Consider the following 20,478-nt stretch of genomic DNA (forward strand, 5'->3'; position numbering starts at 1 on the left):
TAAAAGTACTACAAAGTAGTATACAATTAAACACTACAAAGTAGTATAAAGGTGTTTGATGTATACCATCTGTGAGACTACTTTTTTTACCAATGAATATCCCTACTATTGGACTGAAGAACAATACAATGACTTTAAAATTTTCATTGCCGAGAACCCTACAGCAGGAGATGTAGAACCTGGTACTGGCGGCGTTCGTAAAATTCGATGGGGTGGAAAGAGTAAAGGTAAACAAGGTGGTGTTCGTGTAATTTATTACAACCGTTTAGCAAATGGCGAAATTTGGTTATTGACCTTATATAGTAAAGACACAATTACCCAACTTGAGAAAAAGACACTTAGACAATTAGCGGAGTTACTGAAATGAGTCGTTTATTAAGTGACAAAGAATTGGAAGCTCGAGAAGCAAAACGAGACTTAAATGTTGAATTATTAGAAGGCGTTAAACAAATGCTTGCTAATAACGCAGCAAGAAAAACTGTGATCAATGAAACAGATGTTGCTTTAGCACGAAGAAAGTCTGAACTCACTCAAGATCAATTTGCTAAAATTTTAGGTATCTCTAAACGTACATTGGAATCTTGGGAGCAAGGTGTTAGAAGACCTTCAGGAGCAGCTCAATCACTGATTAAATTGTTTATTTTAGATCCTCAATTTGTTCGTGACCATCTCGCTTAAATGAAATAGCCCTCAACAACGAGGGTTATTATTTTGCCTTTCCTATAGCAACAGCAAATCTTAGATAGCATTTGAAATGCAACACCATGTTGTTGCCATAATACCTGACTCGGACTTTTAAAGCCGAGTCTTTTTCTTGGACGGTGATTCAAATCAGAACAGCGTTCTACTTCTGCAAGATTAGTCTTTATTCAGCCCAACAAACTTGGCACGTGCTTTATGCAGTTTTTTGTAGCTGTCGATTAAACGTAAATGACGATCTAAACCTTCAAGCTGCATATTGGTTTCGGTTAGACCATAGAAACGTACTGTGCCTTCAACAGAACCCATGACTGCATCCATACGTTCATTGCCAAACATACGGCGGAAATTGACAGCATAATCGGCAATATCCATTTCATCATCTAAAATAACTTCAAGCACGACATTCATACACTGATAGAACAAGCCACGTTCTACGGTATTGGTGTTGTATTGTAAGAATGCTTCGACTAAATCTTTAGCTTCTTCAAACTGTTCCAATGCCAAATAAATCAACAATTTTAATTCGAGGATGGTGAGCTGCCCCCAAACGGTATTGTCATCAAATTCAATGCCAATTAAGGTTTTGATTTCGGTATAGTCATCTAGCTCACATTCTTCCAAACGCTCAACTAAAGCTTCAAGTTGCTCATCATCCAAACGGTGCAGATTTAAAATGTCTTCACGGTACAGCAAAGCTTTATTGGTATTATCCCAAATCAGGTCTTCTACCAAATACACTTCTGAATAATCAGGGACTAAAATTCGGCAAGCAGTTGCACCTAAATGTTCATAAATCGCCATATAGGATTCTTTGCCCATTTCTTCTAAAATCGCAAATAAAGCCTCAGCTTCTTCGACATTGCTATATTGACCATTGTTGGTGAAATCCCACTCTACAAATTCATGGTCTGCCTGCGCGCTAAAGAAACGCCAAGACACTACACCACTAGAATCAATAAAGTGTTCAACATAGTTATTCGGCTCAGTTACCGCATTCGTGCTAAAGGTCGGCTGTGGTAAATCATTTAAACCTTCAAAACTACGCCCTTGCAATAGTTCAGTTAAGCTGCGCTCTAAAGCGACTTTAAAGTTTGGATGTGCACCAAACGAAGCAAAAACACCGCCTGTACGCGGGTTCATTAAGGTCACACACATGACAGGGAATTGACCGCCTAAAGACGCATCTTTCACCAATACTGGGAAACCTTGTTCTTCTAAAGCCTGAATACCTGCCACAATACTTGGATATTTTGCCAAAACTTCTTGCGGTACATCAGGCAGGCTCATTTCTTCCTGAATAATTTCACGCTTCACTGCACGTTCAAAAATTTCAGATAAACACTGCACTTGAGCTTCTGCAAGCGTGTTACCTGCACTCATCCCGTTACTTAAATATAAGTTTTCAATTAAATTTGATGGGAAATATACCGTTTCACCATCGGATTGACGCACAAATGGCAATGAACAAATACCACGTTCAGTATTGCCTGAGTTGGTGTCATATAAATGTGTGCCCAGCAACTCATCTTCAGGATCATAAATTTCTAAGCAATATTCATCTAAAATTTCTTTAGGCAATTCACCATTTGGGCCAGGCTTAAACCATTTTTCATTTGGATAATGCACAAATTCGGCATTGGCAATCTCTTCACCCCAGAACTGATCGTTATAGAAGAAGTTACAGTTCAAACGTTCAATGAATTCACCCAAAGCAGATGCTAATGCACTTTCTTTGGTTGCGCCTTTACCATTGGTAAAACACATTGGCGATTGCGCATCACGAATATGTAATGACCAGACATTTGGCACGATATTACGCCATGAGGCAATCTCAATTTTCATGCCCAAACCTGCCAAAATACCCGACATATTGGCAATAGTTTCTTCAAGCGGTAAATCTTTACCAGCAATAAAAGTCGCTTGAGATGAAGTCAAGTTCGGCATCAGCAAAGCTTGTGCATCGGCATCAATGCTTTCGACTTGCTCAATCACAAACTCAGGGCCTGTTTGCACGACTTTCTTTACGGTACAACGGTCAATAGAACGTAAAATCCCCTGACGGTCTTTTTCAGAAATATCTGCAGGCAATTCCACCTGAATTTTAAAAATCTGTTTATAACGGTTTTCAGGATCGACAATATTGTTTTGAGATAAGCGGATATTATCGGTTGGAATATCACGTGATTGGCAATAAACCTTCACGAAATACGCAGCACACAATGCAGATGACGCAAGGAAATAATCAAATGGGCCTGGCGCAGAACCATCGCCTTTATAACGGATGGGCTGATCGGCAATGACGGTAAAATCGTCAAATTTAGCTTCAAGACGCAAGTTGTCTAAATAATTGACTTTAATTTCCATGCAGACACCTATTGTATGTGCCTACTCAGACACAAAATTATAAAATATTGATTTATAAGCCGAATCAAGAGGGAGAATAAGACTTAAAAAATGAGGTTTGAAGTCATCGCAACTATTTAACAGCGACTCCAGAATATGCGGCAACATTATAAAGTGATTTGGGTGAATTGATAATGCTATAAATACAGATTTACTGAATTTAAGCAAAGTTGCTAATTAATATATACAAACATAATATATTTAAATGTATGGTATATTGTCTTTAGGTTCTAATCTGCTTGATGGTGAAACAACATGAAATATACCGAACTCACTGCTGAAATTTCGTCTAATATCAAATCCATTAAAGAACAATCTCCCGATTTACTTAAAAGCTTTAATGCCCTATCACAAGTTGCGATGAAAGACGGCGTAATTGATGCCAAAACCAAAGAGTTTATTGCGCTTGCAATTGGTGTGGCACAACGCTGTGATGGTTGTATCGGTTTTCACGTCAGAACTTTGGTCAAAATGGGCATGACTTTTGAAGAATTGAATGAAATTTTAGGTATTGCTGTTTATATGGGCGGTGGCCCATCACTCATGTATGCCGCAAACGCCGTGGCAGCATTTAAAGAGTTTTCTCCATCTACAGCCGAATAACAGCATCAAATTATTTACCGAGTCGAAACTATGTTAAATATCCATAATGAATGGGATGAACGCTACAGCCAACATGACCATATTTATGGTGAACAAGCCAATGCGTTCATTCAGGACATTACGCAAAAACTGTCTATTCACGGCAAAACTTTGGGCTTGGCCGAAGGTGAAGGTCGTAACTTGTTATATTTGGCAGCTGTGGCACAAGCCAATGAGCAAGCATTTGAAGCAGATTTATGGGACTACTCGCAAGTTGCTTTAGATAAGGCTCAAGGCTATGCACAGCAACGTGGTTTAAGCCTAAATACACGAAAGCAAGATTTAAGTCAGGTGGATTGGCAAGCCAATCAATATGACAACGTGATTTGCGTATTTGGTCACTTTAACCCTGAAACACAGCAAAAAGTATTGAATGGCGTGCGCGAAACTTTGGTCAACGGCGGTTTATTTGTTGGTGAGCTGTATTCTACTCGTCAGCTAGAATATAAAACGGGCGGCCCACGTGCAGTAGAAATGCTGTACGATCCTATCGAGTTTTTAAGCCATTTTAAACACGATCATCTGATTCATTTCTTTGTGGGCGATGTAGAACGCTCAGAAGGCAAACTGCATCAGGGCAAATCCCACGTCATTCAATTTGCGATTCGTATTCAGAAATAAAAGACTGAATCTTTTACATCAAAAAGCTTGCTCCAATGCAATTAGAGCAAGCTTTTTTGCGCTTTAGATTTGAATATTCAGTTAGATATTTGCTCGGAAATTTTTAAAATCACTCAAACACATCTTTCATAGATTTTGGCATTCCTTGTACCGACTGTAATTCGCCCTGTTTATTTTTCCAAAGCACAACAGGTGTGGCAAAGAACTCGTATTTATCCATCAGTGCCTGATTCTGTTCTAAGGTTTTTTCTACATGTACAGGCACAGTTTTTTGCTCGATCAGCTTTTTTTGTCCGTATTGACGATGGAACTCATTAAAGGTCTGCTGTGGGTTTTTCGCCATTAATAAAGTCGCCGCCTGCCCTTTGCTTTCAGCTCGGATCACCGCCACAATAATGTGTCTTAACTGAACTTTTCCAGATTCCACCCACGGACGTGCCTGCTTCCAAAAGGTATGACAATACGGACAATTCGGGTCTGAAAACACATAGACAATTTTTTCAGCACTGGTTTGCCCATCCTGAATCCAAGTGGCGTGTTCCAGACTTTGCCACACATCTTCAAGTACCGACTTTTTCACATAACGGTCTAAGGCATCAACTGTTAAATTATTGCCTTGTGCATCAAACAAAGTGCCTACAATATAGTATTTCTGATCATTGGAAATAAACACTGTCGCAGGACTTTGTTCAATATGCCCTGCCCAACCTGTCATTTGTGCAGGTGCCTGAATTTGCTGCACAAACTTAAAACCTTCTTTTTCAATGTGCTGTTTTAAGCTGTCCTGTGCTTGCAGCATACTCACACTACTGGCAAGACTCATACCTATCGCCAGTTTCAGCATGTTATTTCTGATGTTAGATGTCATATTGATTGTCCTTAATTTTGGCTTCACGGCGGGTTTTCTTTCAAATCGTTAAGAGCGCGTTTATGGATTCGCTTGTATTTTTTTCAGATAATGCTGCAGCATCGGCTTGGTCAATTCACCCATGTGATGATCGACCAATTCTCCTTGTGCATTAAAAAACAAAGTACTTGGCAAACCGAACATATTGAAGTGTTGTCCTAAACGAGCTGCAGGGTCTAATAACACGTGTTCAAACTGAAATCGATGTTTCTGTAAATAGGCTTGAATCTCTGCTGCAAATTCGCCTTGATTGGCAAATACAAAATTGACCTCAGGGAAATCTTGCTGTGCTTGTTGCATAACAGGCATTTCACGGTGACAAACTGGACACCAAGTCGCCCAGAGATTAATCACGGTGGGCTGACCTGAAAATTGAGCTAAATCTTGAGGTTGTTGCGCTAGGTTGTGCAATACTAGATTGGGATAGGCATGCTGCGTCTGCAAAGGTTGGATAAGACTCCAACCTACAACTTGTACTGTAATAAAGAGCGCAACTGCCCATGCCAGAACAACACGTTGAATAGCGCGATTTTTCCAGACAAACCACGCCACACCTGCCATAACTGCGGCAATCAGATGAAAGCCTTTGTCCTGAATTTTTAAAATATCAATCGGGTTGGCAAAGTACAGCTCATAATGCTGCAACACAAAAACTGCCCGCCCAACTAAAGCACCAATCCACAGCGCATTCCATAATGCATCCTGATAACCTGTCCAAGTCTGTGCATTCCATGTATAACGACGCTGAAAAAATTTACCCATTGCAAAGACGACAATCAGTCCTAGCAATAAAAACACCAATGGCCATGGAATCATCAACATGCCTAACTGCAAGACTGCGGATTGAATCATGGCGCAGCCTCTTGCAGTTGATGAATATTTTGAATCAATTGCGCTGCGTTATAAGCACCTGTTAGACGCAATTCACGTTGTTCCCGTTGTGGATCTGCCAAAAATAACAACGTTGGCGGCCCTAAAATCTGCCATTTTTTCAATAAGGCATCTTGTGAAGGATGCTGTTCGGTTAAGTCGAGTTTAATCCGCACCACATGCTTTAAAGCATCTTGCACATCGGTACGAGGAATCACATCACGCTCAATCGGCTGACACGCCACACACCAATCGGCATAGACATCAATCACAATCTTTTGATGAGCATGTGCGGCCAAAGCTGCATTCAACTCTTGTTCTGTGCGTACTTTGATCCATGGCTGTAATTGGTCTGCTTGTACCTGCGCATTGACACTGGCAATACTCTGATTGACATGCCAAATTCCACTACTGGCGATTACTGCCGCCAAAGCCAATAACGAAAAACGCTGTGGACGATGTAACACGTGGCGCAAAATTGCAATTAAATATGCAGCGAAGGCAAATAACACCACAGCAAAAGCAACATAGTACCAAGTCACAGAAAATAGCGGACGAGCAAAATACAAAGCCATTGCCAACATGATAAAACCAAAGCTAAATTTTAGCCGTTCCATCCACAAACCTGGCTTTGGCAAATATTTCGCGCCAAACACGCTGGCAATAAGTAAAGGAATTCCCATACCTAAACCGAGCAGGAACAAATATAAACCACCCAATGCTGCTTGATCCAAATGTGAGACGTACAGCAATGCTCCCGCTAAAGGCGCACTCATACATGGCCCGACAATCAGTGCAGAAATCACCCCCATAACGCCCGCACCCAATAAAGTACCGCCTTTTTGATATTGCTGAATACGATCTAAACGCTGTAACACTGCTTGTGGTAATGACAACTGATACAGTCCAAACAGGTTTAAAGCAAAGAGCACAAACAACATAGCAAAAACTGCAATCACTACGGGATTTTGGAACCAACGCTGTACGCTATAACCAATGTGTGACGCAACAACGCCCATCAAGCCATAGACTAGCGCCATACTGACGATAAAGGTGATCGCAATTGCTGCCGCTTTATAGCCTGTATTGCGCTGCACCAAAATGCCAGAAAGAATTGGAATCAGCGGCAATGAACACGGTAAAAAAGCCAGTAATACCCCAAAACCTAAAAAGATAAACGCATTCAGTAACAACCCTTGCCCAGACAATAAATTCAGGAAAAATTGATCATTGTTCCATTGCTGATTCAGACTCGTACTACTGGCTGTTTCCGTATTGCTTGAATTGGCTGATGCAGCGAATGTATTGTCTGTCAACGCCGTATCTGTATTTTCAATCTCTAAGGAATTTGCTAAATCAACGTTTTCTACTGGTTCAGGGGTAAGTTTAGGATCAGCTTGTGTTACAGCAACCGCATTTTCAGCAAGCTGTGCTTTGTTTTCTAGCGTTTGCTGTTCAAGTTTGAGTTCTTTTGTCGTTACAGTATTTGCAGTTGTCGTAACTTGTTTTTGTGTACTAGAACCATTGGCTTGATGCTTATCTGCATCATTTAAGTTAGTGTTTAAAGCAGCCTGATTATTCTGATTGAGTTGCTGAAGTAAATTACCTTTGCCCGCACTTAAATTATGCTGTGGCAATAAACCATCGGCATCGGTTTGAATCGTTTTACGCTGTACGGGATAACACAAACCATCTTCAGCGCAGCCTTGCCAAGTAATTTGATATTGCTGATTAGGCTTCACCTGAATCTGTGTTGTCACTTGCCCATAATGCACACGTGTCAGCCCGAAAGTCGGATCATCTTTTTCCTGCCCTGCAGGCAATTTAAAAGCAAGCGGCTTTTGAGCCTGACTGACTTTGAATTGATCGTGATATAAATAGTAATGCGGTGCGACATCCCATTTCAGTTCAACCGTTTGTTCAGACAATGACGTCGCCTGAAACTTAAAAGCTTGATCGGACGCTAAAAATTCATTGGCAGCATTGACCCACACCGCACACAGACTCAACACAAAATAAGCAATGACGCGAATAAAAATCATGTATTTATACTAAAAATTAAAAAACTGACTGTATTATCGGTAAGTGTAGATTAAGAGAACATTAATAAAGATTTTTCTTTGTAAACTTGAGCATTGTAGGTGCCTAATCTAAATTTGTGGCGTGATCGAGATGTGTCATATATTGGGCTGACTGTGGTATAGGAGCAAATATGTTCGTCGTTTTGGTGGAAGATGATCCTTATATTGCCCAAAGTATTGTGGCAGCACTCGAATTTTTAAGTATTTCAGTCGAACACGTGAATAACGCGCGCGATGCCGATTACTTCATACGTCATAGTGCGGTAGATTTGTGCCTGCTCGATTTAGGTCTGCCTGACCAAGATGGTTTACAGTTACTCGAAAACTGGCGTAAAGATGCCATTCATATTCCAGTATTGGTATTAACCGCGCGGAATCATACTCAAGACTGCGTACAGGCGCTCAACTTAGGAGCAGATGACTACCTAACTAAACCTTTTGAATTAAATGAACTGATTGCCCGTGTATATGCATTAAGCCGCCGTCATCGTGGTTATTCATCGAACCAACTGCAAAGTGGTCAGTTACACATGAACCTCGATACACAAGAAGTCAGTTGGCATTCACAAAACATTCAGCTTTCACGCCGTGAATATAGCCTATTGGAAACCTTTTTACGGCATCCGAACCAAATCTTAAAAAATGAAGAACTGATAGATAAAGTGTATGGCTTTCAAGACAGTATCGAAAGCAATGCCTTAAATGTGCATATCTACCATTTACGGCATAAAATCCACCCCGATTTTATTCAAACGGTGCGTGGTGTCGGCTACATCTTTAAACCTGAGCTGCTGACATGAAAAACTACAGTCTGAAATGGCGTTTGGTATCGACCATCAGCTGTGCATTTATTTTGCTGTGGGTGATTGTCTTTGCATGGCTCTACCATGACTTGGAACAACGCTTACAAAATACGCTGGATGAACGACTTTCTACCTCAGCCCGTATGGTCGCCCGCCTGATTCAGCAACTGCCCCTAGAACAACTCACAGAAAGTTTGCATGCCGAATCAGAAAATGCCTTGCTACATAGTTTAATTGCTTGTGAAGTCTCTATTTTCCGTGCCGATGTTTCATTACCACAGCATGTGATTGCACGCACTCAAGGCGCACCGAAAAATTTAAAAAACCAACAAGTCGGTTTCAGCACATGGACAGAAAATGGACTGCAATGGCGTAGTTATGTACTGCGTGAAGGTGAAGTTCAGGTGGTGGTGGCTGAAAAAATTCAGTTACGGCAAAACCTACTTAAACAAATTTTACAGGCGGTACTGATTCCTTTACTGCTTACTTTGATTATTTGTATTTTGCTAATTTTGTGGATTATCCGTCTGGAGTTTTTACCGCTCGATCACATCACCCGCCACTTAATTCAGAAAAAACAATCTTTAGATGAAGCTTCTCGTTATTTAATTGAACTGAGATCACAAAAAATTCCTAAAGAAATTCAGCCTTTTGTCGATAACTTATTGATGCTGATTGAACGCCTACATAAAAGTCTGGAACACGAAAAAAACTTTAGTGCATTTGCTGCGCATGAACTGCGCACGCCGTTAACGGCTATTAAAACGCATGTGCAACTGAGCCAATTGATGTTGAATCAAACCGCATCTGCCCAAGATACAGCCAAAGTCATCGACAATTTAAAACACGCAGAACGCAGCATCCAACGTTATCAACAACTTTTGGAACAACTGTTATTGCTCAGTCAAACTGAAGCAGGTATTCAAGCGGCACATAGCCATGCAGATATGCGTAGCGTATTAGAAACAGTCTTGTCGGAACTGACTGTGGAATATCCCAATCTATCAGCGAAATTACAGATTGATTGGGCGAGTTTGGTAGCACAACACATTAATATTCCAGCGCCTGCGTTGCACATGGTACTGAAAAACTTGATTCAAAATGCTTATTTGCATGCAGAGGATGCGCCAAACATTCAAATTTATATGCAAGACCTGCAATTGATCATTGCAGACCAAGGCAAAAGCCTGAATGAAGATGATTTTACCATTCTGACTCAGCGTTTTTGGCGTAAATCTGCGCATAAACAAGGCTATGGCTTAGGTCTAACTCTAGTCAAAGTATTATTAGAGCAATATGGCTACCTACTTCAATTTCAGGCTAACCAACCGCAAGGTTTAAAAGTGATTGTCAGTTTTGATGCAGCACCTTCTGCAACAGAGAAACAACAGACGGATTAAGCTTTTCTGAGCTTTAACAGCAAATAAAGCAAGATTCAGAACAAGATCACTTAACTTTTGCCAATACCGAACATATTGCTCTACTTTACGATAACGCCATTTTTAAGGTGATTTTTGAAATAAAAGGTCAATGCGTTCTAAAATTTTATCTATGATGTAGATGCTGCGGGCTATTGAGTAGAAGAACATTGGCTAGAAAAAAATTGCTGAAACTTTCATCACCGTTTTTTTGTTCGATACCACGTCATATTTTTAAATGAGGTAGATATCCGTGCAGATCGTGCATGTGCTTGGTCTTGTGATCAATCTACAACTTAATTAAAGTGTACATAAAACCAACAGCACCCCACTCAAAATATAATACGCAGCGTAGGAGCATCTATTCCAGACTAAAATATAGATAAATATATCAATCAAAGCATTCCATTTAAGCTCATGTTTTATTTAAATAAAGTTGAATTTTTAAAATATCTTATTATCGAAATGATCTTTCTATCGAATCCATAACCACTTGAACGATGATCACAAAACGTATTAGATGATCCACTGCAGTTTGTGTGGTCATCTACTTTGAATGAACTGAAAAAATGGAATCGCCATTTTTTATAAACAGCAAGGAATTACATACTATAAAGAAATGCGATATTGATGTTGGTTGTTTTCTGGCTTTGACATTCCGAATCAAACCAGTTCAAGTCACTCGCTTGATCAGTCGTTACAGAAAACAAATGAATAGATTTGGTCAGTTGTTTTAGAATATAAAAATCAGCAAAAAAAACTAAAAATGTAATTTTTTAACATTGCGAATTCCCTGCAAAGTTTTCATTATAGAGCCTCATTTTGGCACACGCTTTCTACGTCAAATTAAACAAATTACAAAAAAAATGTGGAATTTTATGCCATAATTAGCAAACTTTGCAGACATCTTGCAAAGTATTATTGCAATTATTTATTGGAGCAAGCGGAATGAGTTCGACCATTTTGGTTATTCATGGACCGAATCTAAATTTGCTAGGAAAGCGTGAACCCGAAGTTTATGGTTACCTCACTCTTGAGGATATAAATCAACAGCTCATTTCACAAGCGCAAAAAGCATCAATTTCTATAGATACTTTCCAAAGTAATTGGGAAGGCGCAATTGTAGACCGAATTCATCAAGCCGCGTTAGATGGCACACAATATATCATTATTAACCCTGCTGCATTAACGCATACCTCTGTTGCGGTACGTGATGCCTTGTTAGGGGTCGCTATTCCATTTCTTGAAGTCCATTTGTCGAATGTGCATGCACGTGAGGCGTTTAGACATCATTCATATTTATCAGACAAAGCCATTGGTGTGATTTGCGGTTTAGGCGCAAAAGGCTATGCCGCAGCACTCGACTTTGTTCTTGAAAAAATTCAACCTACTACACAATCTTAACTAGGAATACTGTCCATGGATATTCGTAAAATCAAGAAACTCATCGACTTGATGATTGAATCTGACTTACAAGCGATTGAAGTTAAAGAAGGCGATCAGTCGATTGCATTAACTCGTCGCAGTCCAGTAGTAGCGGCAGCAGTTCCTGCAATGCCTGCACCTTCTGCAGAAGTACCATCTGCACCTAAATCTTCACCACGTGGTGCTGTTGAAACTTCTCCAATGGTTGGCGTGTTCTATGCAGCACCAAGCCCAGGTGAAGCACCATTTATTAAAGTGGGTCAAACTGTTTCTGCTGGTGAAACGCTTGGCATTATCGAAGCAATGAAAATCATGAACCCAATTGAAGCAACTCAAAGTGGCGTGATTGAAGAAATTCTAGTTAAAAATGGCGAAGTGATTCAATTTGGTCAACCACTCTTCCGCTACCGCGCTTAAGACCTCGGGGATTCACAATGTTGCAAAAAGTTTTAATTGCAAACCGTGGTGAGATTGCCCTGCGCATCACCCGAGCTTGCAAAACTTTAGGGATCAAAACCGTGGGTATCTATTCAGATGCCGATAAAGACCTGATGCACTTACGCTTTTGTGATGAAGCCGTGTGTATTGGTCCGGGTGCGAGCAGTGAAAGTTACCTGAATATTCCTGCAATTATTACTGCAGCAGAAATTACAGGTGCAGATGCCATTCACCCTGGTTATGGTTTCCTTGCTGAAAATGCCGAATTTGCTGAAATTGTAGAAAGTTCAGGTTTCATTTTCATTGGTCCACGCCCTGAGCATATTCGCTTAATGGGTAACAAAGTTTCTGCAATTACTGCAATGCGTAAAGCTGGCGTACCAACTGTACCAGGTTCAGCACACGCCGTTACACCGCACAATGCTTTAGCTGAAGCCAAAGAAATTGGTTTCCCGCTCATTGTAAAAGCTGCTGCTGGTGGTGGTGGTCGTGGTATGCGTATTGTAGAGCGCGTAGACACCTTGCTTGAATCAGTTCAAGCAGCTCAACGTGATGCAGAAATGTGGTTTGGTGATGACACGGTCTATATGGAGCGTTTCTTACAAAAGCCACGCCACGTAGAAGTACAAGTATTGGCTGATGGTAATGGTCACGCGATTCACCTTTATGACCGCGACTGTTCATTACAACGCCGTCACCAAAAAGTGCTTGAAGAAGCGCCAGCACCTAACTTACCAGAACAAGCACGTGCCGATATTTTAGAAGCGTGTGTTAATGCATGTAAGTTAATGCAATACCGTGGTGCAGGTACTTTCGAATTCTTATTTGAAGATGACGAATACTTCTTCATTGAAATGAATACCCGTGTTCAAGTTGAGCACCCTGTAACTGAAATGGTGACAGGCATTGACATCATTGAACAACAATTGCGTATTGCTGCAGGTCTAGGTTTAGACATTGAGCAAGATCAGGTTGAAATTCGTGGTCACGCAATCGAATGTCGTATTAACGCAGAAGACCCAACCACCTTCGTACCTTCACCGGGTAAAATTGAACACTTCTATGCCCCAGGTGGTGCAGGTGTTCGTGTAGATTCACACATCTACGAAGGTTATAGCATTCCGCCGTATTACGACTCAATGATTGCTAAACTGATTGTGCATGGTAAAGATCGTGAAACCAGTATTGCGCGTATGCGTCAAGCCTTGGATGAAACTATCTTAACAGGAATTAAAACCAACATTCCTTTGCACAAAGACTTGATTCTGCAAGATAAAAACTTCTGCAAACAAGCAATGGATATTCACTATCTTGAAAAGCATTTGCTAAAGCAACTTGCTGGCAATGAAGAAGAAAAAGCATAAGTAATTAAGGTTGCTTAAGTTTAAAATAAAGAGCTGATGATTCAACGTCAGCTCTTTTTTATTGTTGAGAATAAAAGCTAAACCGTTAATCTATGCAGATCAGTATGAATAAAAAACCAATACTCCAAATGGAGTATTGGTTTAAAAATTGATTTAAAAACTGAGATCATTTTAGATCATCGAATGATGCAAAATACTAGACAAGATTAATCTAAAAACTCAGTCATTAATGCCAATACTTCTGCGGTTTTTTCAGCATGCAACCAATGCCCTGCATGAGCAACTGTTTCAACTTTTGCGTGAGGAAACTGTGCTTGAATAGCGGCATAATGCTCAGGCGCTTCAATGTAAGGCGAATTACCACCACGAATAAACAAAGTATCTACATTACTCTGCACCGTCTGCCATGACAAAATTTCTGCATAATGTTCACGTAATGCATTTAAGTTAAATAACCATTGCCCTTTGCTAAATGACTTCATCAAAAATTGCACGACCATTTCTTCTTGAAGATGCTCACGCATAATTTCCATCGCCGCTTGGCGACTTTCAACTTGTGCATCTTGCACAGCAAACAAAGCTGTAAAAATTTGATCGTGACGATTTTCAGGATAAGCAAAAGGACAGATATCCAATAAAACCAATTGCTGTAAACGCTCGGCAGCCAAAGGCGCCAAAGTCATTGCAACCTTACCGCCCATTGAATGCCCAACCATAGAAAACTGTTTGATATTCAAGCTGTTCAGTGTTTCTAAAACATCTTGTGCCATTGCTGCATAATTCATGTCATCACAATGCGCAGACTTACCATGATTGCGCACATCTAATTGAATTACGGTGCGCTGTTCTTGAAATGCACGTGCGAGCATGCCTAAATTACTCAAACTACCAAATAAACCATGAATAAAAACCAAAGATGGCAACGTAGATTCAGGCTGATTTTGCGTGATTTGATAATTTAATAACATAAAATAGACTCTAAACTTGAATACAAATGATTAATCTATTTAATGAGTTTTGAGTTTATAAATCAAATTTTATATGTGCTTTTTACCGTGAAACTTATAATATCACTTAGGCTATTTGTGTGAGCCTAAGCAATAACATACAAGATGAACTTTTCTTAAAATTTTATTTAAAATAATTCAAAGGCAACTTCAAATAACGAATGCCGTTGGCCTCAGGTTGTGGGAACTTACCTGCGTCCATATTGATTTGAATTGATGGCAGAATCAATTTAGGCATCGTTAAAGTAGCATCACGCTGAGTTCTCATCTCAATAAATTCAGCTTTGCTTACCCCTGTATGAATATGAATATTCTGCTCTTTTTGAGTTTTGAGCAGTGTTTCATGTTCATATTGTTCACGTGATTCTGGTAGATAATCATGGCATAAGAACACTCGTGTTTCTTCAGGCAATGCGTATAGCGTTTGCACAGAATCGTACAACTGCCCTGCACTGCCTTTCGGGAAATCACAACGTGCCGTACCATAATCAGGCATAAACAAAGTATCACCTACAAATACAGCATCACCGATCACATAGCTTAAACAAGCAGGCGTATGCCCCGGTGTAGGGATGTTATAGGCTTGTAATTCACCAATCGTAAAAGTTTCATGATCGTCAAACAGATAATCAAATGATTGATGTGAATTGAAATACTTGATATCCAAGTTATAGATAGCACTAAATGTTTCTTGCACAATCGAAATTTTATGGCTCATGGCAATTTTACCACCCAACTGCTCTTTTAAATATTGAGAAGCTGTCAGGTGATCGGCATGCACATGCGTTTCTAAAATCCATTCAACCGTTAATTCATTTTTTTGGATGTAAGCAATGATTTCATCGGCATGAATTGTTGAAGTAGTCGCAGATGCAGGGTCATAATCCAACACGCTGTCAATAATGGCACATTGACGCGTTACAGGATCACTTACCACATAACTGAATGTATTAGTATTTTCATCAAAAAAATGCTGAATATCTGCGTGCATCTTATGCTCCTGCAACCTTACGATGAATGAGAATCCCCACCAACATTGCAACAATGAAATAGATTGCTTGATAATAACCTAAACCAATCAAGGTTAGACTTGGCGCTGGACAAATTCCTGCAACGCCCCAACCGATACCAAAAATAAAACTACCTGTGATCAGTTTAGAGTCAATTTGAGTTTGTTTAGGCAAATCAATTGGTTCATTTAAAATGGTTTTTGGTTCAGCTTGGCGCATAATTCTTTGGAATGGAATAAAGGCAACCGCAATTGCACCCATCATAACAAATGCCAGACTTGCATCCCATGTACCGAAAAGATCGAGGAAGTTTAAAACTTTTTCAGGATTCGACATACCAGAAAGAATCAATCCAGCTGAAAAAATACCACCGAAAACAAAGGCTAAGAAATTTTTCATTTAGAATGCTCCTGTGATATGGCGGATAACATAAACGGTAATAAAGCCAGCTAACATAAAGGTAGCTGTTGCTGCAATGGAGCGCTTAGATAAACGACTCATGCCACAAATACCATGTCCACTGGTACAACCCGAACCCAAACGAGTACCGAAACCAACCAACAATCCCGCCACAATCATCATCAATGGGCTTGCATTCAATTCAACTTTAGGTTGAGCCACGATGCCATAGAAAAAAGGCACAATGAAAATACCTAACACAAACCACAATGCAGGCGTTTTGAACAGCGTTTGCGGATTTAATACTTGAGCCAGTAAACCACTAATGCCTGCAATACGACCATGAACATATAAATAGCCCACGACTGCAAGACCAAGCAATCCACCACCGATTAATGCCAGCAGATAATCATGCATTTTGAACACCCAAAACAATATATGTTTTTATAATATATTATTGTAATTATTATTCAACTATTCTCTTGTAAGTTTTGTAAACTTCATCTGACTATTCGTCTATGTTTGCGATGTGAGAGAGATTTCGCAAGTTTTTGGCTGATATTAAGTCATAAGGCAGAAAATTTAGTCATTCTAAATGACTGCCTCATAACGTAATAAAGATATATCAAAATAGACAGCAACGACAAAAGTTGAGGGCATTAGACTCATTTGTGAGCAAGCGCAATAAATTCTTTTTTATGCCGACGAATTACACGTTTAGCAGCATCTAACATAATGCGATTGGTAGTCTCATCATCACCAAAGTCAATAGGTTTAGCTGGACACATTGGACGAGCTTTTCGATCTTCGATTGTGTAGTCTTTAAGACGCTTACCCATACTGCACCTCTCAGAATTTCTTAACTTTCACTAATATAACATAAAATTTAGTTTGTTAAAAAATCATCAATACGAGTTTTTAATTACCCTATTTATTGCTTAAAGATAACTTTTTTTGTTATTAAATGGTCGCTTGGAACAAGAATCACTGAGATGAAACGAATAGGAATAGTTGCTACATTCATACAAGAACAAGCATCTGTGTGCTTTGGACTCAAAACAATATAAAGTTCAACATATCATGCATCTACAATATCTACAAAATTAGCATTTAAAACTTTTGCCAAATCGCTTGGTGTTAAACCAATATCTAATCCCCGCTTCCCTCCACTCACATACATAGTTGCAAGCTGTTGAGCGGATGCATCAATCACTGTTTTCAGTTGTTTCTTCTGCCCAATTGGACTAATGCCCCCAACCAAATAACCTGTCAAACGCTCAGCATCTTTAGGATCAGCCATGTGTACTTTTTTACACTGAAAAGCAGCCGCAACTTTTTTAAGATTTAATTGGTAATGGACAGGTAAAATCGCCACAAAATAATGCTTATCATCACTGACCAATAAAGTTTTAAATACTTCTGTGACATCTAAGCCTAACTTCTCCGCAGCTTCTAAACCAAAACTTTTAGCATTATGATCATGTTCATATTCATGCATAGAAAATTGAATTTTCTTGGCTTTTAAAAGTTTAGCTGCTGGAGTCATTGAAAAAATACTGTAAAAAACGATGCTCAAATTATACGCTTGATTGAGATTAAAAGTGAATTCGCTTAGGCCATTTTTAAATATAAAAGTAACTATCGAAAAAATAGCCTAAAATCATTAACTTGGTTTACGTGAATTTTCAACCAACACGTTAGCTAAGCGCTGTGCATGCGCAATCACGCGATCCAACCAACGTTGTGCCGCCAACAACTCTAAACCTGTCGCAGCATTGAGCTGATTCACGGCAATATATTGCAGCACTTTTTCACGGTTTTCGGCACGTTGATCTTCTGTCCATTTTTTCAAATTAGATAATTCGGTATTTAGACTTAGTACATGTTTATGCACATCAAAATCATCCATTTCTTTTAGATGTTCATCAAGAATTTGTACAAAATCTAAGCCAACTTGATAAATTGCAGGTTGGGTGCGTATTTCTTTTGCTAAAGTAATATTTTCCAAATCACTTCGTAAAACACGTAAATACACCATCAAACGAAGCATCGCCATTAAACGCTGTTGATCGGCTTCATTTTCTGAAATCGACATTTCTTCCAAATAGCGTTGGACTTGAATGAGTACTTCATCTAGCTGTAATAAACGTACTTTTGAAGGTAATCTTCCCTCTTGGATAGCCAGTTTTAGCATCACCAAAACGTCATACAAACTATGGTAAATCACCTTTGATGCAGCATGAATAGCCAAGGCGGGCACAGATAAACTCGCTTGATCGAGATAACATAAAACCGATTGAGTTTGATCTGGGATAATTTTCATAATCAGTTTTTCGAACTGACGGATAAAAGGCAAAATAATCAAAGTACCAGAAATACTGAATGCTGTATGAAATGCAGCAACAATCACCACATTGTCCCATGTTGCCATAAGACGTTGATTTTGTGTTAGCTCAAGAAATAACGGTTTTAAAATAATAAAAGCAAAAATGGCTGAAATGATGTTAAAAATCACATGAACCGCTGCAGTACGTTTGGCATTTGCAGTTGAACCAATTGCAGCAATAATGGCTGTCGCCACCGTACCAATATTCTGTCCAATCACCAAACCTAAAGCCTGTTGCAAATCAATCGCACCACTGGCCAATGCTGCTAAGGTCGCGGTAATTGCAGCACTTGAAGATTGCAACAGAATGGTCATGATAATACCGACCAAAACCAAACTGAGTTGCGCAATCAAAGATCTACTTGAAAATACTGATAAATCGACACGTTCAGCAAAACCTGACATGGCAACTTGCAACATATCAATGCCAAGGAAAATCAGACTAAAACCTGCCAATGTCATTCCAAATAATGCAACTCGCCCCTGACTAAATAATTTGAGCATTGCACCCAAACCCAGCAAAGGTAATGCAAAACTGGTGATGGAAAATTTAACACCTAAAAATGCCACCATCCAACCCGTACTGGTTGTGCCAATATTCGCACCAATAATGACACCAATTGCCTGAGCAAAAGTAAGAATCCCCGCACTAACAAAACCAATCGTGGCTAAAGTTGTTGCCATAGAAGACTGTACAATTAAAGTTAAACCGATGCCTGAAAGCACAGCTTTAATGGGTGAACCTGTGAACTTAGACAACCAAATACGCAAGGTTTCCCCTGCCATATCTTTTAAGCTGTCCGTCATCATGGTCATACCAATCAAAAATAGGCCAATACCACCACATAATTGTACAAAGACTTCTAACACACTTACTCCCTGTGCAATAAGCAATTTTCAAAGTGCTAAAAAGCCGATATTGTACGTACTTTTATCTTAAAATTGCAGTTTATTTGTTCTATTCCAATAGTTTATATTAAATAAAAAACTTGTCATCAATTTGACATATTATTAAAACCTAAGGATAGATCAGACTCCATTGGTTTATCCAATCATTCGATAAAACAAAACGAAACCTCTGTATTATGCTGACACGATACAATTCAAATCTTCAGTTCACTTGACTGAACCAATCGCTCACCTCAAAATCAGTATATATACTCACATACGCCAAAATGACAGATATAGTTTTAATATGATTTTTAATGCATTTAGAAAATATCCATCTATAAAAATATTCAGTATTGGTTGTACTGTTTTAACGTTAGCAGCCTGCTCTCCACTAGGAGGTGGCTCTCTTGCAAAACGCTCAGCTAAACTTTCTACAGGGATCCAAAAGGCTTATGCTGTGCATCCTGATACAGCAAATCGTGTAGCACCAATCATTGTACAAAGTGCAGAACAACATAATGTTGATCCTCTGCTTGTCGCTGCAGTTATTAGACAAGAATCGAATTATCGTGCCTATGCTGTTTCACCTTCAGGTGCAGTTGGGTTCACACAAATTATTCCACGTTATTGGCAGCAGACTTGTCCTGGCGATTTATTCCATGAACATACCAATATCAACTGTGGTACATTTATTTTAATTCATTATAAAAATCAGTCGGGTAAATGGCCTAAAGCTTTGGCCTATTACAATGTGGGACCTACTGGCTACAATAGTAATCGAAAAAAGAAAAAGGAAGGTAAACGCTACGCGAAACAAGTCAAACAGCACCAAAAAAACTTAAAAGATGCACTTTAATTTTGACTTACTAGCTTAATAAAGTAGCCAATACCCGTTGAATTAAAGCCATCCTCAGATGGTTTTATTTTCCTTTCTTTTTCTACTTTTCTTCTTAATATTTTCTTTCTCCCATAAAAAAACACCCTCAACGCTAGTTGAGGGTGTTCGAATAATGAGCTGGCGATGACTTACTCTCACATGGGTAACCCCACACTACCATCAGCGCGAAGAGGTTTCACTTCTGAGTTCGGGAAGGGATCAGGTGGTTCACTC

General features: G+C 39.4%; 21 protein-coding genes and 1 rRNA gene. 10 read left to right on the forward strand and 12 right to left on the reverse strand.

Going from position 1 to position 20,478, the window contains the following annotated elements; all coding sequences use genetic code 11:
• Positions 1-58: 58 nt before the first annotated feature.
• Both FTT71_RS12165 and FTT71_RS12170 read left to right on the forward strand, forming a co-directional pair.
• The gene (locus tag FTT71_RS12165; RefSeq protein ID WP_096902348.1) at positions 59-367 is read left to right on the forward strand and encodes a transcriptional regulator; all 309 of its coding nucleotides are present in this window, start codon (positions 59-61) and stop codon (positions 365-367) included.
• The gene (locus FTT71_RS12170; RefSeq protein ID WP_004973819.1) at positions 364-678 is read left to right on the forward strand and encodes a DNA-binding transcriptional regulator; all 315 of its coding nucleotides are present in this window, start codon (positions 364-366) and stop codon (positions 676-678) included. Before FTT71_RS12165 ends, FTT71_RS12170 begins: the two co-directional genes overlap by 4 nt.
• Before the next feature lie 180 nt (positions 679-858).
• Here the strand turns inward: FTT71_RS12170 and FTT71_RS12175 are convergent, their stop codons facing one another.
• Entirely contained in the window at positions 859-3,066 is a 2,208-nt protein-coding gene (locus FTT71_RS12175) for an OsmC domain/YcaO domain-containing protein (protein WP_004973821.1), read from the reverse strand.
• 294 nt (positions 3,067-3,360) lie between these two features.
• Between FTT71_RS12175 and FTT71_RS12180 the strand changes: the two genes are divergently transcribed.
• Positions 3,361-3,708 (forward strand): carboxymuconolactone decarboxylase family protein, encoded by a 348-nt coding sequence (locus tag FTT71_RS12180; RefSeq protein ID WP_004973824.1) that lies wholly within the window; start codon positions 3,361-3,363, stop codon positions 3,706-3,708.
• Positions 3,709-3,738: 30 nt separating this feature from the next.
• A complete protein-coding gene (locus tag FTT71_RS12185) occupies positions 3,739-4,368 on the forward strand; it encodes a class I SAM-dependent methyltransferase (protein ID WP_154320754.1) in 630 nt (209 codons plus the stop codon).
• Positions 4,369-4,477: 109 nt separating this feature from the next.
• Here the strand turns inward: FTT71_RS12185 and dsbG are convergent, their stop codons facing one another.
• The 3 genes from dsbG to dsbD are packed head-to-tail and all read right to left on the reverse strand — an operon-like array spanning position 4,478 to position 8,187.
• On the reverse strand, positions 4,478-5,236 hold the full coding sequence (gene dsbG / locus FTT71_RS12190; RefSeq protein WP_180161000.1) for a thiol:disulfide interchange protein DsbG: 759 nt from the start codon (positions 5,234-5,236) through the stop codon (positions 4,478-4,480).
• A gap of 60 nt (positions 5,237-5,296) precedes the next feature.
• The gene (locus FTT71_RS12195) at positions 5,297-6,127 is read right to left on the reverse strand and encodes a TlpA disulfide reductase family protein (RefSeq protein WP_104851946.1); all 831 of its coding nucleotides are present in this window, start codon (positions 6,125-6,127) and stop codon (positions 5,297-5,299) included.
• The gene (gene dsbD, locus FTT71_RS12200) at positions 6,124-8,187 is read right to left on the reverse strand and encodes a protein-disulfide reductase DsbD (RefSeq protein WP_004973831.1); all 2,064 of its coding nucleotides are present in this window, start codon (positions 8,185-8,187) and stop codon (positions 6,124-6,126) included. Before dsbD ends, FTT71_RS12195 begins: the two co-directional genes overlap by 4 nt.
• A 170-nt stretch (positions 8,188-8,357) precedes the next feature.
• On the opposite strand from dsbD, the gene FTT71_RS12205 reads away from it, so the two are divergent.
• From FTT71_RS12205 to accC, 5 genes are all read left to right on the forward strand, one after another.
• Positions 8,358-9,026 carry a response regulator transcription factor gene (locus tag FTT71_RS12205; protein ID WP_104851944.1) on the forward strand — a complete coding sequence of 223 codons (669 nt, stop codon included), beginning with the start codon at positions 8,358-8,360 and terminating at the stop codon, positions 9,024-9,026.
• On the forward strand, positions 9,023-10,429 hold the full coding sequence (locus FTT71_RS12210; protein ID WP_180061130.1) for an ATP-binding protein: 1,407 nt from the start codon (positions 9,023-9,025) through the stop codon (positions 10,427-10,429). Before FTT71_RS12205 ends, FTT71_RS12210 begins: the two co-directional genes overlap by 4 nt.
• A gap of 966 nt (positions 10,430-11,395) precedes the next feature.
• Entirely contained in the window at positions 11,396-11,851 is a 456-nt protein-coding gene (gene aroQ, locus FTT71_RS12215) for a type II 3-dehydroquinate dehydratase (RefSeq protein ID WP_096902340.1), read from the forward strand.
• A gap of 15 nt (positions 11,852-11,866) precedes the next feature.
• Entirely contained in the window at positions 11,867-12,289 is a 423-nt protein-coding gene (gene accB, locus FTT71_RS12220) for an acetyl-CoA carboxylase biotin carboxyl carrier protein (RefSeq protein WP_004973838.1), read from the forward strand.
• A gap of 17 nt (positions 12,290-12,306) precedes the next feature.
• Positions 12,307-13,674 (forward strand): acetyl-CoA carboxylase biotin carboxylase subunit, encoded by a 1,368-nt coding sequence (gene accC / locus FTT71_RS12225; protein WP_004973841.1) that lies wholly within the window; start codon positions 12,307-12,309, stop codon positions 13,672-13,674.
• Positions 13,675-13,880: 206 nt separating this feature from the next.
• On the opposite strand, the gene FTT71_RS12230 is transcribed toward accC, so the two are convergent.
• From FTT71_RS12230 to FTT71_RS12260, 7 genes are all read right to left on the reverse strand, one after another.
• Positions 13,881-14,642: an alpha/beta fold hydrolase gene (locus FTT71_RS12230; protein ID WP_004973848.1), complete on the reverse strand. Its 762-nt coding sequence runs from the start codon at positions 14,640-14,642 to the stop codon at positions 13,881-13,883.
• Positions 14,643-14,805: 163 nt separating this feature from the next.
• On the reverse strand, positions 14,806-15,672 hold the full coding sequence (locus tag FTT71_RS12235) for an MBL fold metallo-hydrolase (RefSeq protein WP_004973849.1): 867 nt from the start codon (positions 15,670-15,672) through the stop codon (positions 14,806-14,808).
• A gap of 1 nt (position 15,673) precedes the next feature.
• Complete coding sequence (locus FTT71_RS12240) at positions 15,674-16,090, reverse strand: DUF6691 family protein (protein WP_004973852.1); 417 nt, start codon at positions 16,088-16,090, stop codon at positions 15,674-15,676.
• Entirely contained in the window at positions 16,091-16,507 is a 417-nt protein-coding gene (locus tag FTT71_RS12245) for a YeeE/YedE family protein (RefSeq protein WP_004973854.1), read from the reverse strand.
• Between the two features lie 248 nt (positions 16,508-16,755).
• Entirely contained in the window at positions 16,756-16,929 is a 174-nt protein-coding gene (locus FTT71_RS12250) for a hypothetical protein (RefSeq protein ID WP_180161001.1), read from the reverse strand.
• Positions 16,930-17,168: 239 nt separating this feature from the next.
• Positions 17,169-17,636 carry a Cys-tRNA(Pro) deacylase gene (gene ybaK, locus FTT71_RS12255; protein ID WP_004973860.1) on the reverse strand — a complete coding sequence of 156 codons (468 nt, stop codon included), beginning with the start codon at positions 17,634-17,636 and terminating at the stop codon, positions 17,169-17,171.
• A gap of 117 nt (positions 17,637-17,753) precedes the next feature.
• A complete protein-coding gene (locus FTT71_RS12260) occupies positions 17,754-19,346 on the reverse strand; it encodes a Na/Pi cotransporter family protein (RefSeq protein WP_154320759.1) in 1,593 nt (530 codons plus the stop codon).
• A gap of 325 nt (positions 19,347-19,671) precedes the next feature.
• On the opposite strand from FTT71_RS12260, the gene FTT71_RS12265 reads away from it, so the two are divergent.
• Complete coding sequence (locus FTT71_RS12265; RefSeq protein WP_180161002.1) at positions 19,672-20,223, forward strand: lytic transglycosylase domain-containing protein; 552 nt, start codon at positions 19,672-19,674, stop codon at positions 20,221-20,223.
• 157 nt (positions 20,224-20,380) lie between these two features.
• Here FTT71_RS12265 and rrf read toward each other — a convergent pair.
• A 5S ribosomal RNA gene (rrf, locus tag FTT71_RS12270) occupies positions 20,381-20,478 on the reverse strand; the annotation flags it as partial.

The organism is Acinetobacter sp. YH01004, assembly GCF_013420455.1.
Classification (GTDB): domain Bacteria; phylum Pseudomonadota; class Gammaproteobacteria; order Pseudomonadales; family Moraxellaceae; genus Acinetobacter; species Acinetobacter towneri.

What these genes read in the sequence shown, in the direction of transcription:
- FTT71_RS12205 (WP_104851944.1), top strand. Translation starts at nt 8,358, where the DNA reads ATGTTCGTCGTTTTGGTGGAAGATGATCCTTATATTGCCCAAAGTATT.
- FTT71_RS12210 (WP_180061130.1), top strand. Translation starts at nt 9,023, where the DNA reads ATGAAAAACTACAGTCTGAAATGGCGTTTGGTATCGACCATCAGCTGT.
- FTT71_RS12170 (WP_004973819.1), top strand. Translation starts at nt 364, where the DNA reads ATGAGTCGTTTATTAAGTGACAAAGAATTGGAAGCTCGAGAAGCAAAA.
- accB (WP_004973838.1), top strand. Translation starts at nt 11,867, where the DNA reads ATGGATATTCGTAAAATCAAGAAACTCATCGACTTGATGATTGAATCT.
- FTT71_RS12235 (WP_004973849.1), bottom strand. Translation starts at nt 15,672, where the DNA reads ATGCACGCAGATATTCAGCATTTTTTTGATGAAAATACTAATACATTC.
- FTT71_RS12240 (WP_004973852.1), bottom strand. Translation starts at nt 16,090, where the DNA reads ATGAAAAATTTCTTAGCCTTTGTTTTCGGTGGTATTTTTTCAGCTGGA.
- ybaK (WP_004973860.1), bottom strand. Translation starts at nt 17,636, where the DNA reads ATGACTCCAGCAGCTAAACTTTTAAAAGCCAAGAAAATTCAATTTTCT.
- FTT71_RS12230 (WP_004973848.1), bottom strand. Translation starts at nt 14,642, where the DNA reads ATGTTATTAAATTATCAAATCACGCAAAATCAGCCTGAATCTACGTTG.
- dsbG (WP_180161000.1), bottom strand. Translation starts at nt 5,236, where the DNA reads ATGACATCTAACATCAGAAATAACATGCTGAAACTGGCGATAGGTATG.
- FTT71_RS12180 (WP_004973824.1), top strand. Translation starts at nt 3,361, where the DNA reads ATGAAATATACCGAACTCACTGCTGAAATTTCGTCTAATATCAAATCC.
- FTT71_RS12250 (WP_180161001.1), bottom strand. Translation starts at nt 16,929, where the DNA reads ATGGGTAAGCGTCTTAAAGACTACACAATCGAAGATCGAAAAGCTCGT.
- FTT71_RS12175 (WP_004973821.1), bottom strand. Translation starts at nt 3,066, where the DNA reads ATGGAAATTAAAGTCAATTATTTAGACAACTTGCGTCTTGAAGCTAAA.
- FTT71_RS12245 (WP_004973854.1), bottom strand. Translation starts at nt 16,507, where the DNA reads ATGCATGATTATCTGCTGGCATTAATCGGTGGTGGATTGCTTGGTCTT.
- aroQ (WP_096902340.1), top strand. Translation starts at nt 11,396, where the DNA reads ATGAGTTCGACCATTTTGGTTATTCATGGACCGAATCTAAATTTGCTA.
- dsbD (WP_004973831.1), bottom strand. Translation starts at nt 8,187, where the DNA reads ATGATTTTTATTCGCGTCATTGCTTATTTTGTGTTGAGTCTGTGTGCG.
- accC (WP_004973841.1), top strand. Translation starts at nt 12,307, where the DNA reads ATGTTGCAAAAAGTTTTAATTGCAAACCGTGGTGAGATTGCCCTGCGC.
- FTT71_RS12265 (WP_180161002.1), top strand. Translation starts at nt 19,672, where the DNA reads ATGATTTTTAATGCATTTAGAAAATATCCATCTATAAAAATATTCAGT.
- FTT71_RS12165 (WP_096902348.1), top strand. Translation starts at nt 59, where the DNA reads ATGTATACCATCTGTGAGACTACTTTTTTTACCAATGAATATCCCTAC.
- FTT71_RS12185 (WP_154320754.1), top strand. Translation starts at nt 3,739, where the DNA reads ATGTTAAATATCCATAATGAATGGGATGAACGCTACAGCCAACATGAC.
- FTT71_RS12195 (WP_104851946.1), bottom strand. Translation starts at nt 6,127, where the DNA reads ATGATTCAATCCGCAGTCTTGCAGTTAGGCATGTTGATGATTCCATGG.